The sequence below is a fragment of the Geomonas sp. genome (genome assembly GCF_035254065.1).
Lineage (GTDB): Bacteria > Desulfobacterota > Desulfuromonadia > Geobacterales > Geobacteraceae > Geomonas.
In genome coordinates this window covers 1-13,307 of record NZ_DATFBA010000058.1, presented here as the reverse complement: position 1 = coordinate 13,307, position 13,307 = coordinate 1, and the positions used below count along the sequence as shown (strand labels likewise).

14 protein-coding genes and 1 pseudogene are annotated in these 13,307 nt (G+C 62.4%); 2 read left to right on the top strand and 13 right to left on the bottom strand.

Going from position 1 to position 13,307, the window contains the following annotated elements; genetic code table 11:
• Positions 1 to 1,472: efflux transporter outer membrane subunit (locus VJ604_RS03130; RefSeq protein ID WP_324079926.1), on the bottom strand; the 1,472-nt coding region annotated here is incomplete at its 3' end.
• A 363-nt stretch (positions 1,473 to 1,835) separates the two neighbouring features.
• On the opposite strand from VJ604_RS03130, the gene VJ604_RS03125 reads away from it, so the two are divergent.
• Positions 1,836 to 2,657 (top strand): hypothetical protein, encoded by an 822-nt coding sequence (locus VJ604_RS03125; RefSeq protein ID WP_324079925.1) that lies wholly within the window; start codon positions 1,836 to 1,838, stop codon positions 2,655 to 2,657.
• Between the two features lie 170 nt (positions 2,658 to 2,827).
• On the opposite strand, the gene VJ604_RS03120 is transcribed toward VJ604_RS03125, so the two are convergent.
• Positions 2,828 to 3,010, bottom strand: coding sequence for a hypothetical protein (locus tag VJ604_RS03120; RefSeq protein WP_324079924.1), 183 nt, complete (start codon positions 3,008 to 3,010; stop codon positions 2,828 to 2,830).
• A gap of 220 nt (positions 3,011 to 3,230) precedes the next feature.
• On the opposite strand from VJ604_RS03120, the gene VJ604_RS03115 reads away from it, so the two are divergent.
• Complete coding sequence (locus tag VJ604_RS03115; protein WP_324079923.1) at positions 3,231 to 3,704, top strand: L,D-transpeptidase family protein; 474 nt, start codon at positions 3,231 to 3,233, stop codon at positions 3,702 to 3,704.
• Positions 3,705 to 3,707: 3 nt separating this feature from the next.
• Here VJ604_RS03115 and VJ604_RS03110 read toward each other — a convergent pair whose 3' ends face one another.
• From VJ604_RS03110 to VJ604_RS03060, 11 genes and pseudogenes are all read right to left on the bottom strand, one after another.
• Positions 3,708 to 4,670 carry a L,D-transpeptidase family protein gene (locus VJ604_RS03110; RefSeq protein ID WP_324079922.1) on the bottom strand — a complete coding sequence of 321 codons (963 nt, stop codon included), beginning with the start codon at positions 4,668 to 4,670 and terminating at the stop codon, positions 3,708 to 3,710.
• Between the two features lie 76 nt (positions 4,671 to 4,746).
• Positions 4,747 to 5,055 carry a hypothetical protein gene (locus tag VJ604_RS03105; protein WP_324079921.1) on the bottom strand — a complete coding sequence of 103 codons (309 nt, stop codon included), beginning with the start codon at positions 5,053 to 5,055 and terminating at the stop codon, positions 4,747 to 4,749.
• Positions 5,056 to 5,083: 28 nt separating this feature from the next.
• Entirely contained in the window at positions 5,084 to 5,365 is a 282-nt protein-coding gene (locus VJ604_RS03100; protein WP_324079920.1) for a hypothetical protein, read from the bottom strand.
• A gap of 71 nt (positions 5,366 to 5,436) precedes the next feature.
• On the bottom strand, positions 5,437 to 6,156 hold the full coding sequence (locus VJ604_RS03095) for a pyridoxine 5'-phosphate synthase (protein ID WP_324079919.1): 720 nt from the start codon (positions 6,154 to 6,156) through the stop codon (positions 5,437 to 5,439).
• Entirely contained in the window at positions 6,149 to 7,513 is a 1,365-nt protein-coding gene (glmM, locus tag VJ604_RS03090; protein WP_324079918.1) for a phosphoglucosamine mutase, read from the bottom strand. Before glmM ends, VJ604_RS03095 begins: the two co-directional genes overlap by 8 nt.
• 190 nt (positions 7,514 to 7,703) lie before the next feature.
• Positions 7,704 to 8,096 (bottom strand): CdaR family protein, encoded by a 393-nt coding sequence (locus VJ604_RS03085; protein ID WP_324079917.1) that lies wholly within the window; start codon positions 8,094 to 8,096, stop codon positions 7,704 to 7,706.
• Positions 8,093 to 8,851, bottom strand: a complete 759-nt coding sequence (gene cdaA / locus VJ604_RS03080) for a diadenylate cyclase CdaA (RefSeq protein WP_324079916.1) — start codon at positions 8,849 to 8,851, stop codon at positions 8,093 to 8,095. Before cdaA ends, VJ604_RS03085 begins: the two co-directional genes overlap by 4 nt.
• A 10-nt stretch (positions 8,852 to 8,861) precedes the next feature.
• Complete coding sequence (folP, locus tag VJ604_RS03075) at positions 8,862 to 9,698, bottom strand: dihydropteroate synthase (RefSeq protein ID WP_324079927.1); 837 nt, start codon at positions 9,696 to 9,698, stop codon at positions 8,862 to 8,864.
• A complete protein-coding gene (ftsH, locus tag VJ604_RS03070; RefSeq protein ID WP_324079915.1) occupies positions 9,698 to 11,536 on the bottom strand; it encodes an ATP-dependent zinc metalloprotease FtsH in 1,839 nt (612 codons plus the stop codon). Before ftsH ends, folP begins: the two co-directional genes overlap by 1 nt.
• A 162-nt stretch (positions 11,537 to 11,698) precedes the next feature.
• Positions 11,699 to 13,072, bottom strand: coding sequence for a tRNA lysidine(34) synthetase TilS (gene tilS, locus VJ604_RS03065; protein WP_414652387.1), 1,374 nt, complete (start codon positions 13,070 to 13,072; stop codon positions 11,699 to 11,701).
• Positions 13,072 to 13,307: pseudogene (locus tag VJ604_RS03060) on the bottom strand (hypothetical protein); the annotation flags it as partial. The pseudogene VJ604_RS03060 and the gene tilS, both read right to left, overlap by 1 nt.

Here is a 13,307-nt window from a genome sequence, read left to right as displayed (position 1 = left end):
GAAGTATCCGTCCCATTTTCCTTCTCCCTGTTCCACCAGCCCCCTCCCAGCGCCTGCAGCAACTGCGCGCTGTCGGAGAGCCGCGCGGCACGGGCGGGTGCCAGCGCCAGCCGGGCGTCCTGGTACTGGCGTTGCGCGTTCAGCAGGGTCAGGTAACTCACCATCCCCACCTGGAACTGTTCCCGGCTCGCCTCCAAGGAATCGCGGGCCGCCGCCTCCGCGGCGGTGAGCGCCTGCAGGGTCGCGGCATCACGGTCAATGGCGTGCAGTGCATCCGCCACGTTCTGGAATCCCTGCAGCACCGTCTCCTTGTACTGCGCCAGAGCCGCCTCGTAGGCAGACTGTGCCGCCCGCCGCTTGGCCGTCAGTTCGTCGCCGTGGAAGATCGGCTGCACAAGGCCGGCCCCGATGCTCCAGATCCCGGTTCCGTTGGCGAAGAAGTCACCCAGCTTTATTGCCTCGCTCCCCACGTTGCCGCTCAGGGTGATCTGGGGATAGAGATTGGCGGTGGCGACACCGACGTCGGCGCTGGCGGCGTGCAACAGCTCCTCCGAGGCGCGGATGTCCGGACGCTGGCGGACCAGGTCGGAAGGAAGGCTGACCGGCAGTTCGCCGGGAAGCTTGAGATCGTCCAGGGAAAAGGTGGGCAGGTCAGCATCGCCGGGGAAGCGGCCGGCCAGCACGGCCAGCAGGTGGCGCGAGAGCTCCAGCTCTTTTTCGAGAGGGGAAAGGGTGGCAACCAGTTGGGCAAGTTGGGATTTCTGGGCGAGAAGGTCCGGCAGAGAGGTGGCACCAACCTGGAGCTGTTCGTCGACCAGCTCCAGTTGGCGCTTTTGGAGGTCGATGAGAGTCCTGGTTTCCGCTATGCGCGCCCGCAGCGATGCCTCATTGAGCGCAGCCGCCACGATATTGGCAGCAAGAGTCAGTTGCGCTCCCTCCAACTGGAAGCGCTGGTAGTCGATCTGGGCCGCCAGCCCTTCCAGCTCGCGCCGGCCGCTGCCGGCGAGATCGAGCGTGTAAGAGGCGTTCAGGGTGCCGTCGAAAAGCGTCAGCACGAAGCTTTTTCGCTCCCCGATGGCGGCACCGGAGATCTGCTGGCGGTTGACCGACAGATTGCCGTCGATCTTGGGGTAGCGGATGGCGCTGCCTCTGGAGCGATAGGTCTCCTGCGCCTGGCGCACCCGCGCGGAGGCGGCCTCCAGGGTCGGGCTCTCCTTGAGGGCCTGCCGGATCAGGCGGTCCAGCGCCTCGCACTGGAAAAGGCGCCACCACTGCTCCGGGATCTTCCCCCCCTGGACCAGGCGCTGCTCGCCTCCCCCTGGGCCCGGCGAAGATATCACCTGGGCAGGAGGGGTTACTGCAGTGAGCGCCTTGGCACCAGGTGCTTCAGGTCTATGGAAATCGGGGCCTGCCGTGCAGCCGACCAAAGCCGCCAGCACGGTGACCACCGAAAAAACGCTGCCAATCCTCACGTAAACGTCGCCCCCCTAATTCATTAGAGCATAGTATACCGTCATTCACATTATCCGCCACCGCACCCGCTCTGCTCAGAGCTGAGCTTATTTTCACATTGTTCCATTTTTGAGATGGACTAATAAATAACAAATAAGGTTTAAACCTATCACATCCTGCCACTGTCACCAAACAAAAAGGGGACCTTCCCTCAGTTAAAGGTAGTGGGGAAAATCCACCATTGACCTGGAAAGCAGACCTGTGACACAGTGGCCTCCCCATTACCCATACATCCCGCGTCTGTTACTGCCAGAAACCTCCGGTATGGTTGCCACTGACTGTCATGAGGGATGATAATGGAAGATATTCCAAAGGAGGTCCGGATGCTGCACATCGTTCAGGTTGTCAAATGGGGCGTTGCCGAAACGCCGCAGATTTTCACCGTTGAGACGAAGGCCCAGGCGGCCTATGTTGAAAGCGCTGATAAACAGTGGGACCAACGCTACCAGGCTTATTGCGAACATCACGGACTGAAGAAGGAGGCCTTTACCGCTGCACGCGCCTTCGTGAAATCGATCGACGTCTCCGAGAAGAGCACCGTCAACTTCTGGTCCCTCCCCTTCCAGGAACTGGGACAGGACGACGCGCAGAGGTCGGCCCGCGCTGAGGAGGAGAGCAGGAGGCTGGCGGTGGAGATCGTCGCCATCAAGGAGGGGCTCACGCAGTTGCTGCAGGATGTCTCCAAGCTGGCAGATGGCTATGCCCGGCACGATTCCGCGCCGATGGATGCTCAGGGTAGCGAGCAGCCGGCGGCATCAACGTCTCCCCCCCCTCCCGCGGCGCAGCAAAAGCAGGAATCGGACCCCGACAAGTACACCACCAAGGAATGGAGCGTGTTCGTCGCCGACATCAGGAGACTTTGCAGCGGCAGCAAGAACGAATGCAGCCTGTTGCCGAGAGGCGCGTGGCGCAACGACGTTTACAGCAACGCCACCTCGCTGGAGTACTGGGACTGGGTCGCTGACCGGATGGAATATTACAAGGAAAGGGCGAAAGCTGCCGGCTACAGTGTGAACACCGAGTTCGACTCGCCGGATTACCTCAAGTTCGCCAACAAAGAGGGTGACGCCAGCGAGGAGAGCTACCCCTCCGAGTGGGAGGCGTGGTGCGCTGCCGGTCTCTATCTGGAGGGACAGCACTCCTGAAACCGCTCCGGTAACGAGTGAGATTGATGCAAAAAAAGTGGGATGGACCGCCTGGCCCATCCCCTTTCTTTTCCCCGCCCCAGGGGGTAGTGGCCTCCCTGGTCCCGGATCCACCACCCGTTAGTATCAATTCCTGACTCTTCGGTATTAACTCCCAGGCTCTGCTTGCCTCACCTCAGGCTGTGCTCCAGGCGGCTGATCATGTCGCAGACGAACCTTTCCCGGCCGACCAGCGTATAGTGGTATTCCCTGTTGTCGGTACGGACCCTCTCCGTTTTCAGGTCCTGCAGATAGGTCTGGAGTATCTCGACCAGATCGACCGCGTCCTTTTCGTTCATTTCGAAGGTGATCATATCGCTCCTCCCTTGGTTGTCTGCCTCGTGTAGTCGACTCCCGGACACCAGATTTCCAAGTATTATAGTACCTGCTCGGCAATCCGCCACTGGCACCCCAAGGGGTCAACACTTTTCTACATGAAAGGTGTAGACTAAAGGTTGCAATTTTGATAGACTTTGCGCCATGCGCAAATTAGATCAGACAAAAAGCGGCTGGGCTGCCTTAGCGGCGGCTCTCATGATTGTGGCCTCTGCCTCCCACTCGCTCGCGCTCGACAAGCCGGATACCGTCAAGCGCGTGGTGGTCTACAAGGAGCGCAAGCTGATGGAACTCATCGGCAGCAAGGACGTCCTGCTCCGCTCCTACCGGGTCGCCCTGGGGAGAAACCCGGACGGACCCAAAAAAACGGCCGGTGACTGCAAGACCCCTGAGGGGTGCTACGTCATCGACCGGCACAAAAAGGACAGCAAGTTTTATAAATCGCTGCACATCTCCTACCCCAACGCCGTCGACGTCGCCTCCGCCAGACGCCTGCACCAATCCCCCGGCGGTGACGTGATGATTCACGGACTCCCCAAGGGATTCGAGGACATGGCTACCATGCACTCCGAGGCAAACTGGACCAAAGGATGCATTGCCGTCAACAATCAGGAAATGGATGAGATCTTCAAGATGATACCGGACGGTACGCCGATCGAAATCAAGCCCTGACGCTCATTTCCCCAACTCTTCCAGCACCCCGCCGTTTTCAGCGGGAGCACCTTCACCTGCCCCCTCGTCCGTTTTGGGCGGCGCTGTCCCGGTGACGTCGACCGGTATGCCGGTATGCGCCGCCAGCGCACCCTTCAGCTTTTCCTGATCGACTGCCTCCCACAGCCCCTTCCGCTTCAGGACCGCGGTCGCCTCCTGCTCGAGGTCGACCTCCCCGTCTTCATATACCTCCACCAGTACGCGCCCCTCGAAGAGGGTGGCTTTTACCGGCTGACGCACGATGGTGACCGGCGTCTTCATTTTGACGGTCCAGAAAAGGGTGACGATATCCTCGGGATAGAGATGGATGCAGCCGTGGCTCACCCGCCTGCCGATGCCGTAGGGGCGGTCGGTGCCGTGGATCAGCACGACCCGGTTGGACAGGCGCAGCGCATGGCTCCCCATCGGGTTTTCTGGTCCGGGGGGAACGATCTCGGGAAGTTCCGGCTTTTCGGCACGGATGGAGGCGGGAACGTACCAGGCGGGACCGACGATCTTCTCGATGATGCTGTAGGTACCGAGGGGGGTGTCCCACCCCTCGCGCCCGATCCCCACCGGGAAGGTCTCCACCCAGGACGATTTGGGAGGTGTGAAATAGTACAGCCGCATGCCGGAGATGTCGATGACGATCCCTTCCTTCTTGGGGACCTCGGGAAGTATCCAGCTGGAGGGGATCACCACCAGGGTTCCGGGGCGCGGTATGATCGGGTCCACGCCGGGATTGGCCGCCACCAGCTCGTCGTAGCCCAGGTCGTATTCCCTGGCCATTTCGATGAGGGAGTCGTCCTCGCCGACGGTGGCGACGCTGGCAACGCCGGCCACTTCGTCATGGAAGAGCACGCGGGCGGCTGTGGCGGGCCTTTCGGCGACCAGCAACGTCCCCAGCAGAGAGAGGATGAACAGCGGTTTAATGAAGGGAGTTTTCAAGGTTGTACCGGGTGTTTAGGGCCCCTCCCCCACAGCCGGCGGAGAGGGGTGTACCAGTTGACATCGCTTCAGTTAGCTACTTGTTCTGTTGCAGCCTGAAAAGCTTCTCTGCTTTTTGCTCAGCCTCTGCTGCGGCAGCGGCGGCCTTCTCGGCCCTGGCGGCGGCATCATCGACTTTCTGATTGTACGTCTTCACCGCGTCGAGAGCCTGCTGTGCTTTGTCGTCCGCCTGCTTGATCGCGGCGTGGTCGGCATTCTGAGCAGCCTCAAGCCTGTCCAGGCGCTGTGCCAACGGGTTCACCTGGCTGTGGACATAATCCTCGGTCGCACATCCCGCCAGCCCAACCACAGCTACCGCTCCTAAAAGGAGAGCTAATCGTTTCATACCGGTACCTCCTGTTTGCGAAGTTTGCCTACTCTTCAATTTTTACAAAAATCCGCGAAAGTTCAACAGGCTCGGACAATCCAGCCGACAGATAGTGACGGGAAGAGAAGAGGCTTTGGCCAACTTGAATGAAGGGAAAAGGAGGTTTCTGGCTATGAGAAAGGTGGTTTACGGCTATGAGAAAGGTTGCGAAACCTTTTGACTGCGCTGCAGAAAAAAAAAACGCCTTCAATGATTGAGACAGCAGACGAATAAGACAAAAGGTGGATTTTCCCGCCTGACGATTCAAGGCGGGCAGACGTAGCAGCAAAAAAAGAAGCGGGAGGATGGCACACAGCCAACCTCCCGCTCATTCGGTCAATTTCGACTATCCCGGCCGCGTCAGGCGTACCGGACCAGCTCCGACATGTCCCGCACCGCCTGGTGCAGGCCGACCAGGATGGCCCTCGACATGATGGAGTGGCCGATGTTGAACTCCTCGATGCCGCCGATGGCGGCCACCCGCTTCACGTTGGTGTAGTTGAGACCATGGCCGGCATTGACCCCCAGGTCGAGTTTCCTGGCCAGCTTGACGGCGTTCTCGATCTTGATCAGTTCCTGCTCCTGCTCCTTCCAGTTGCGCGCCTCGGCGTAGGAACCGGTGTGGATCTCGATGTAGTCGGCCTCGATCTTGTTGGCCACCTTGATCTGGTCGGGGTCCGGATCGATGAAGAGGCTCACGATGATGCCCCCTTTCTGCAGCTTCTCAATGGCGACCTTGAGGGCCTCCTGGTGGATCCTGACGTCCAGCCCCCCCTCGGTGGTCAGCTCGGCGCGCTTTTCCGGCACCAGGGTGCAGGTCTCCGGCTTCACCGCGAGCGCGATGGCGATCATCTCATCGGTGGCCGCCATCTCCAGGTTCAGCCTGGTCTGCACGGTCTGGCGCAGGATCTTCAGATCGCGGTCCTGGATGTGCCGGCGGTCTTCCCGCAGGTGAATGGTGATGCCGTCCGCGCCGGCCAGCTCGGCGATGGCTGCCGCCGCCACCGGATCGGGTTCGCTGCCACCCCTCGCCTGCCTGAGGGTCGCCACATGATCGATGTTCACTCCCAGCCTAGCCACGTGCCTCACCTCCCAGAGCGCCTGCCACCGTCGATGCTATCTCGTCCGCCCAGCCGCGAATCTCTCCCTCGTCGCTCCCCTCCAGCATGATCCTGAGAAGCGGTTCGGTGCCGGAGTACCGGATCAGCACCCTCCCCTCGTCCCCCAGCTTGGACTCCACGCTGCGCACGAGGTTCGCCACCTCCGGGACCTGCATGATGTCAGACTTCTGCGCCAGGCGCACGTTGACCAGCACCTGCGGCAGCGACTCCATCACCATGGCCAGCTCGGAGAGCCTTTTCTGGCGCCGCTGCATGATGGCGAGCACCTGCAGGGCGGAGAGCACCCCGTCGCCGGTGGTGTTGTGATCGAGGAAGATCATGTGGCCGGACTGCTCGCCACCGAGGTTGTAGCCACCCTTCACCATCTCCTCGACCACGTAGCGGTCACCCACCTGGGTCTTCACGATGTGGCCCCCCGCCTTCTTCATGGCGATATCTAGCCCCATGTTGCTCATCACGGTGGCCACCAGGGTGTCCTGCTTGAGGGTGCCGTTTTTCATCATGTCCAGGGCGCAGATGGCCATGATCTTGTCGCCGTTCACCTCGTTGCCGTATTCGTCCACGAAGATCACCCGGTCGGCGTCGCCGTCCAGCGCGATCCCCAGGTCGGCGCCATGCAGCTTCACCTGCTCGCTCATCACCTCGGGGTGCAGGGAACCGCAGCCTGCGTTGATGTTGGTACCGTTGGGCTTAACCCCGATGGCGATCACCTCGGCACCCAGTTCCTCGAAGACCGCGGGGGCCACCTTGTAGGCGGCGCCGTTGGCACAGTCGAGCACGATCTTCAGCCCCGAGAGGTCGAGGTCCTTCGGGAAAGTGCTCTTCAGGAAGACGGTATAGCGGCCGGCGGCATCGTCGATCCGGTAGGCCTTCCCCACCTCCTTGGCGGTCGGGCGCAGCGAGTCGATCTGCTTGGAGAAGATGAGCTCCTCCATCATGAGCTCCTTCTCGTCGGGGAGCTTGAAGCCGTCACGCGAGAAGAACTTGATGCCGTTGTCCTCAAAGGGGTTATGGGAGGCGGAGATCACCACGCCCGCGTCGGCGCGCATGGAGGAGGTGATGTTGGCGATGCCCGGGGTGGGGAGCGGGCCGACCAGCAGCACGTCCACCCCCATCGAGCAGATGCCGGCCACCAGGGCGCTTTCCAGCATGTAGCCGGAGAGGCGGGTGTCCTTGCCGATCACGATCCGGTGACGCCTCTTGCTGTTCTTGAAGGTATAGGCCGCGGCCCGCCCGATCTGCATGGCCATTTCCGCGGTCATCGGGTAGACGTTGGCCACGCCGCGGACGCCATCGGTACCGAAAAGTTTCTTCATTGAGAGATCACCTCTGGATAAAAGATATGAAGGTAACGCCAGATAACGAATCGTCGAAGGACTCCCCTATCAGGTCCCCCCCTTGATAAAGGGGGGACAGGGGGGATTTGCTTTTGGAGCTACCAGACCTCAGGAGGGTACCACAGGTACTCCCTTTTTTACAGGCTTTCTCCACCACCACATTATGCGGCTAGCGGTTTTCCATCACCGTCACGGAAACCGAGCCCGGGATGATGCGCTCCACCTTCAGGTCCCGGTCGGGGAGCAGGATGGCATCGTCCTGGAGTGTGTAGTTCACAGAGCCTGCAGAGGCAGCGCTCAAATCGATGCGGCAGGCGACCTCGCGATAGGGCAGCAGCCAGAGCAGGATGCGCGGCCCCCGCACGGTCACCGCCACCGTGGCGGGCAGGGGAGAACCGAGCCTGAGTTGGGGCGGCAGGTGCTGTGCACGTACCGGCAGCTGCATCGTGGCCTGTCCGGGGCGCTCCACCACTACGCTCGCCCAGAGCAGCATCGCCAAAAGCAGGGAGAGTGCCCGCACCATGGAGGCGTTGGCCGTTTCCTGGTTCGCTCCGCCGCTCATTTCAGCCACCTCGGCTCAATGAGCCGCCTCAGCATCTTGCCCAGGGCAGGAGGCTCCAGGACGTCGGTCTTCTTGCCACCCACCACCACGGAAATCGCCCCGGTCTCCTCGGAAACGACGATCACCACCGCGTCCACCAGTTCGGCGAGGCCGATAGCGGCGCGGTGCCTGGTCCCCAGGCTCTTGCTCACCTCCAGGTTCTGGGTGAGCGGCAGGAAACAGCCGGCCTTGGTGAGCTTGCCGCGCTGGATGATGACCGCGCCGTCGTGGATGGGCGAGTAAGGGAGGAAGATGGAAGAGATCAGCTCGCTGGTCACCTTGGCGTCAATGTCGGTCCCCACCGCCAGATAATTGTCGACCGGGATGCCGCGCTCGATGACGATCAGGGCGCCGATCCGTTTCTGGGCGAGTCCGGCCACCGCGAAGACCAGCTCGTCGATGACGTCGGACATCTCGACGTCCTTCTCCGCCCGGGTGCGGGTAAGCGCGGCGAAGGCCCTGCGGATGTCGGTCTGGAAGATCACCGCCAGGACCAGCACGGATGAGGCGAGGAAGGTATCGATCAGGAGCCGGACTGCCTGCAGGGAGAGGAGACGGGCCAAAAGGTGGCCGGCCAAAAGCACGCAGAGGGTGGCCAGGATGCGCAGGGCCATCCCCTCTTTCAGGAGCCTGGAAAGGCTGGTGATGATGACGGCGACCAGCGACAGGTCCAGCAGGTCCCGCAGCACGCCTATGTTTTGCAGGAGAACGTTCATCTACCTTCTTTCAGGCCAGTGCTTTTGCCATGAGGACCACATCCCTCATGGCGGCGACATCGTGCACCCTTACCACCGAGGCTCCCTTGAGCACCGAAACGGCCACTGCCGCAGCGGTCCCGAAGACCCGCTCCTCTTTGGTCCTGCCGGTGATGGTGCCGATGAAGGATTTGCGGGAGGGGCCGACCAGGATCGGGTATCCCATGGGGAGGAACTCCTCCAGTCTGCGGATCAGCTCCAGGTTTCCATCCAGGCTCTTGGCGAAGCCAAGCCCCGGGTCAATCGCGATGCGGGTGGACTTGATGCCGGCCTCTCCCGCAAGCCGCACGGATTCGAGCAGATAGGCCTTAACCTCGGCGATCAGGTCGTCGTAACAGGTGTCCGCCTGCATCCGGTCGGGGGTCCCCCGGGTGTGCATGACCACCAGCCCGGCGTCCGCCTCGGCGACCGCCGCCGCCATCTGCTCATCGAAGCGAAGGCCGCTGACGTCGTTGACGATCTCGGCACCGGCGGCGCAGGCTGCGCGGGCGACCGCTGCCTTGTAGGTATCGACTGAAATCGGGACGGAGAGTTTGCCGGCGAGCGCCTCGATGACCGGGACCACGCGGCGAAGCTCCTCGTCGAGGTCGACCGGAGGAGCGTTGGGGCGGGTGCTTTCACCGCCGATGTCGATGATGTCCGCCCCTTCCTCTTCCATCTCCAGGGCACGGCGGACGGCGGATTCGGTGGAGAAGAAGCGGTTACCGTCGGAAAAGGAGTCGGGGGTCACGTTGAGGATGCCCATCACCAGAGGGCGGTCCAACGAAAGAGAGCGGCGTGGGAGTTCCCACGCCGCCGGTAGTTTCATCATGCGGTTGCGACCCCTTCGGGGGGAGTGTCTTCGCCGGCCATGATCCGGTCGACCTCTTCTCCGGAGAGGTTCTCCTTCTCGATCAGGGCGAGCGAGATCTTGTGCAGCGCGTCGATGTTGGATTTGAGCAGGTCCTGGACACGAGCGTAGTTCTGCTCGACGATCAGCCTGATCTCGTGGTCGATCTCGATGGCGGTCGCCTCCGAGTAGTTCTTCTGGGTGGCCATCTCGCGCCCCAGGAAGATCTGCTCGTCCTTCTTGCCGAAGGTGACCGGGCCGAGCTTCTCGCTCATCCCCCACTCGCAGACCATCTTCCTGGCGATCTCGGTGGCGCGCTCGATGTCGTTGCCGGCGCCGGTGGTCATGGAGTTGAAGATGATCTCCTCGGCAACCCGGCCGCCCATCAGGACGGCGATGCGGTCAAGCAGCGACTCGCGCGAGTAGCTGTGCTTATCCTCGATGGGGAGCTGCATGGTCACGCCCAGGGCGCGGCCGCGCGGGATGATGGAGACCTTGTGGACCGGGTCGGTGCCGGGGATCAGCTTGGCGACCAGGGTGTGGCCGGCCTCGTGGTAGGCGGTGTTCTTCTTCTCCTCGTCGGAGATCACCATGGAGCGGCGCTCGACACCCATCAGCACCTTGTCCTTGGCGTCGTCGAAGTCGCGCATCTCCACCACGCTCTTGTCCTTGCGGGCGGCCAACAGGGCGGCCTCGTTCACCACGTTGGAAAGGTCGGCGCCCGAGAAGCCCGGGGTACCGCGGGCGATGGTCTCCAGGTCGACATCCGGCGAGAGCGGGGTCTTCTTGGTGTGCACCTTGAGGATCATCTCGCGGCCCTTCACGTCGGGGCGCGGCACCACCACCTGGCGGTCGAAGCGGCCCGGGCGGAGCAGCGCCGGGTCGAGGACGTCGGGACGGTTGGTGGCGGCGATCAGGATGACCCCCTCGTTAGACTCGAAGCCGTCCATCTCCACCAGCAGCTGGTTGAGGGTCTGCTCGCGCTCGTCATGGCCGCCGCCCAGACCGGCGCCGCGGTGACGGCCGACCGCGTCGATCTCGTCGATGAAGATGATGCAGGGTGCACTCTTCTTGCCCTGCACGAAGAGGTCGCGCACGCGGGAGGCGCCCACGCCCACGAACATCTCCACGAAGTCGGAACCGGAGATGGAGAAGAAGGGAACGCCGGCCTCCCCTGCGATGGCGCGGGCCAAAAGGGTCTTGCCGGTGCCCGGAGGGCCCATCAGCAGCACCCCCTTGGGGATGCGGCCGCCCAGCTTGGTGAATTTCTTGGGGTCTTTCAGGAAGGAGATGATCTCCTCCAGTTCTTCCTTGGCCTCCTCGATGCCGGCCACGTCCTCGAAGGTCACCCTACCCTGCGCCTCGGTAAGGAGCTTCGCGCGGCTCTTGCCGAAGGCCATCGCCTTGCCGCCGCCACCTTGCATCTGCCTCATGAAGAAGATCCAGACCGCGACCAGGAAGACGATCGGGAACCAGGAGACCAGCAGTGAGAACCAGGAGAAACGCTCCTCCTCGGGGCGGGCGGAGACGGCGATATGCTTGGCAATCAGCTTGTCGGTGACGTTGGCGTCGGCCGGCTTGTAGCTTCTGAACTCCTTGCCGTCGGCGAACTTGCCGATGATCTCGTTGCCTTGGATGGAGACGCTGCCGATCGGGCGGGCTACGTTCTTCACCTTGCCGGTTTCGACGGCCTCGATGAAGTCGCTGTAGTCGAGCTTCTCCTGGGAGGGTTTCGGTTTGTTGAACAGGTTGAACAGCAGGATCATCATCAAGCTGATGACCAGCCACAGGGCCAGGTTCTTGTAGAATTGGTTCAAGTTTCCTCCCTTTATGGGTATACCGTGGTCTGATAATTTCTCATTGGAGGTGGGGGCGGATCACAACCACGGATTTCGCGCCTTTGCGTGTGGATTAGCGTTGCAAAAAATATTTCAAATGAACAAAAGGATTACCATAAAGGTGGCCTATTGACAAGAGCTTTAAGGGTCAAGAATTTCCGCCCAGAGCACCTCGTTGGCCGTATCCGTCACCCGCGCCTCCTCCGCAACCCTCAAGCCGGCAACCCAGACGATGCGCCCGCCGCTCTCCAGCAGCGGTATGCGGCGCCGCTCGGCGGGCGGCACCTTCTCGTTGATGAAGAGCTCCTTCACCTTCATTAGGCCGTTCATGCCGAGCGGCCGGAAGCGGTCGCCGGGACGGAAGGTCCTGACCAGCCAGGGAAAGGGTGCCCCGGCCGGATCGAGAAAGGCGCTCCGACGCGACTGCACGGCGATGTCGGCCGGCCGCGGGAGACGCTTAACCAGCAGCTGACCGCCGGTCGGCAGCGGGTAGCTCCCCTCCCCTGCCACCACCAGCTCCCAGGGTAGCGGCTGCGGCTCCTCGGCAGAGGAAAAGCGGAGGGTATGGTAATGGCGGGAGATGAAGCAGGCTCCCGGCAGCTTGAGTCTGGCGTTGGGGCGGTCGGAGGAGATCAGGAGGTCGATGGCTTCCAGGTGGCGCAGCGTGATACGCTGGAGGTCCCCGCGCAGCTGCTGGAGCGCGCGCCGGTAGAGGCGAAGCCTCAGCCCGCGCGGCTCGCTGGCAAGGGGCTCCACCTCCAGCACGATCCCCTCCTGGTCAGCTCGTGCCAGCCGCAGATAGGCGGCCTCGGTCAGGCCATCCAGCAACTGCTGGTCGGCGCCCAGCATACCGGCGGTGGCCGCCAGCCTTTCCGAGATCCTCGGGTTGTACCTGCGCAACTGCGGGATCAGTTCGTGCCGGATGCTGTTTCGCAGGATAGAGGTGTCATCGTTGGTTGAGTCGGTCCGCCAGCCTAGGCCGCGAAGCTTAAGGTACTGCTCGAGCTCGGCGCGCGAGACCTGCAGAAGCGGCCGCTTCAGGATGCCGCCGGAGCTGGCCGTCATGGCGCTCAGGCCATCGGTCCCGGCACCCCGCAAAAGCCGGATCAGCACGGTCTCAGCCTGGTCGTCGAGGTGATGGGCAAGCGCGATGCTGGTGGCGCCCTGGGCGCGGGCGACCTCCGCGAAGAAGGCGTAGCGCGCCCGCCGCCCGGCATCCTCCAGCGAGAGACGGGAATCCCTGGCCAAACGGGCCACGTCCTCGCGCTTGGTCAGGCAGGGGAGGCCGTAACCGGCAGCGAGCCGGGCCACGAATTCCTGGTCGCCGTCGGAATCGGTAGCTCTGAGGCCGTGGTTGAGGTGGGCGACCACGAGGTTCAGCCCTTCGCGGTCCTTGAGCTGGACGAGGATATCGAGCAGGGCCACCGAGTCGGCGCCGCCGGAAACAGCCACCACCACGGTTTCTCCGGGTTGGAACAGGTGCAGGCGGGCGATTTTGGCGGGAAGGGTCTTGATCAGGCGGAGCTCCCGGGACCGGTTTCATCTTTCAGCGAGCACTCGCGCTCCCAGGCGTGGTAGCCGTCGCCGGTGATGTTCCAGAAGGACTCGATGCGGCTCACGTAGTAGTCGAGCTCTCCGCACTCGGCCTCGATGGCCTGCAGGAACTTGAGCGAGATGAGTTGGTGGCCGTACAGGAAGCGGTAGAAGGCCCTGATGCCGGCCAGGTACCCTTCGATCTCGCCAGCGACCG

Bases quoted from the DNA above. Each gene is read 5' to 3' on its own strand.
- VJ604_RS03125 (WP_324079925.1), top strand. From the start codon at position 1,836: ATGCTGCACATCGTTCAGGTTGTCAAATGGGGCGTTGCCGAAACGCCG.
- VJ604_RS03120 (WP_324079924.1), bottom strand. From the start codon at position 3,010: ATGATCACCTTCGAAATGAACGAAAAGGACGCGGTCGATCTGGTCGAG.
- VJ604_RS03115 (WP_324079923.1), top strand. From the start codon at position 3,231: ATGATTGTGGCCTCTGCCTCCCACTCGCTCGCGCTCGACAAGCCGGAT.
- VJ604_RS03105 (WP_324079921.1), bottom strand. From the start codon at position 5,055: ATGAAACGATTAGCTCTCCTTTTAGGAGCGGTAGCTGTGGTTGGGCTG.
- glmM (WP_324079918.1), bottom strand. From the start codon at position 7,513: ATGAAGAAACTTTTCGGTACCGATGGCGTCCGCGGCGTGGCCAACGTC.
- VJ604_RS03085 (WP_324079917.1), bottom strand. From the start codon at position 8,096: ATGAGCGGCGGAGCGAACCAGGAAACGGCCAACGCCTCCATGGTGCGG.
- cdaA (WP_324079916.1), bottom strand. From the start codon at position 8,851: ATGAACGTTCTCCTGCAAAACATAGGCGTGCTGCGGGACCTGCTGGAC.
- folP (WP_324079927.1), bottom strand. From the start codon at position 9,698: ATGAAACTACCGGCGGCGTGGGAACTCCCACGCCGCTCTCTTTCGTTG.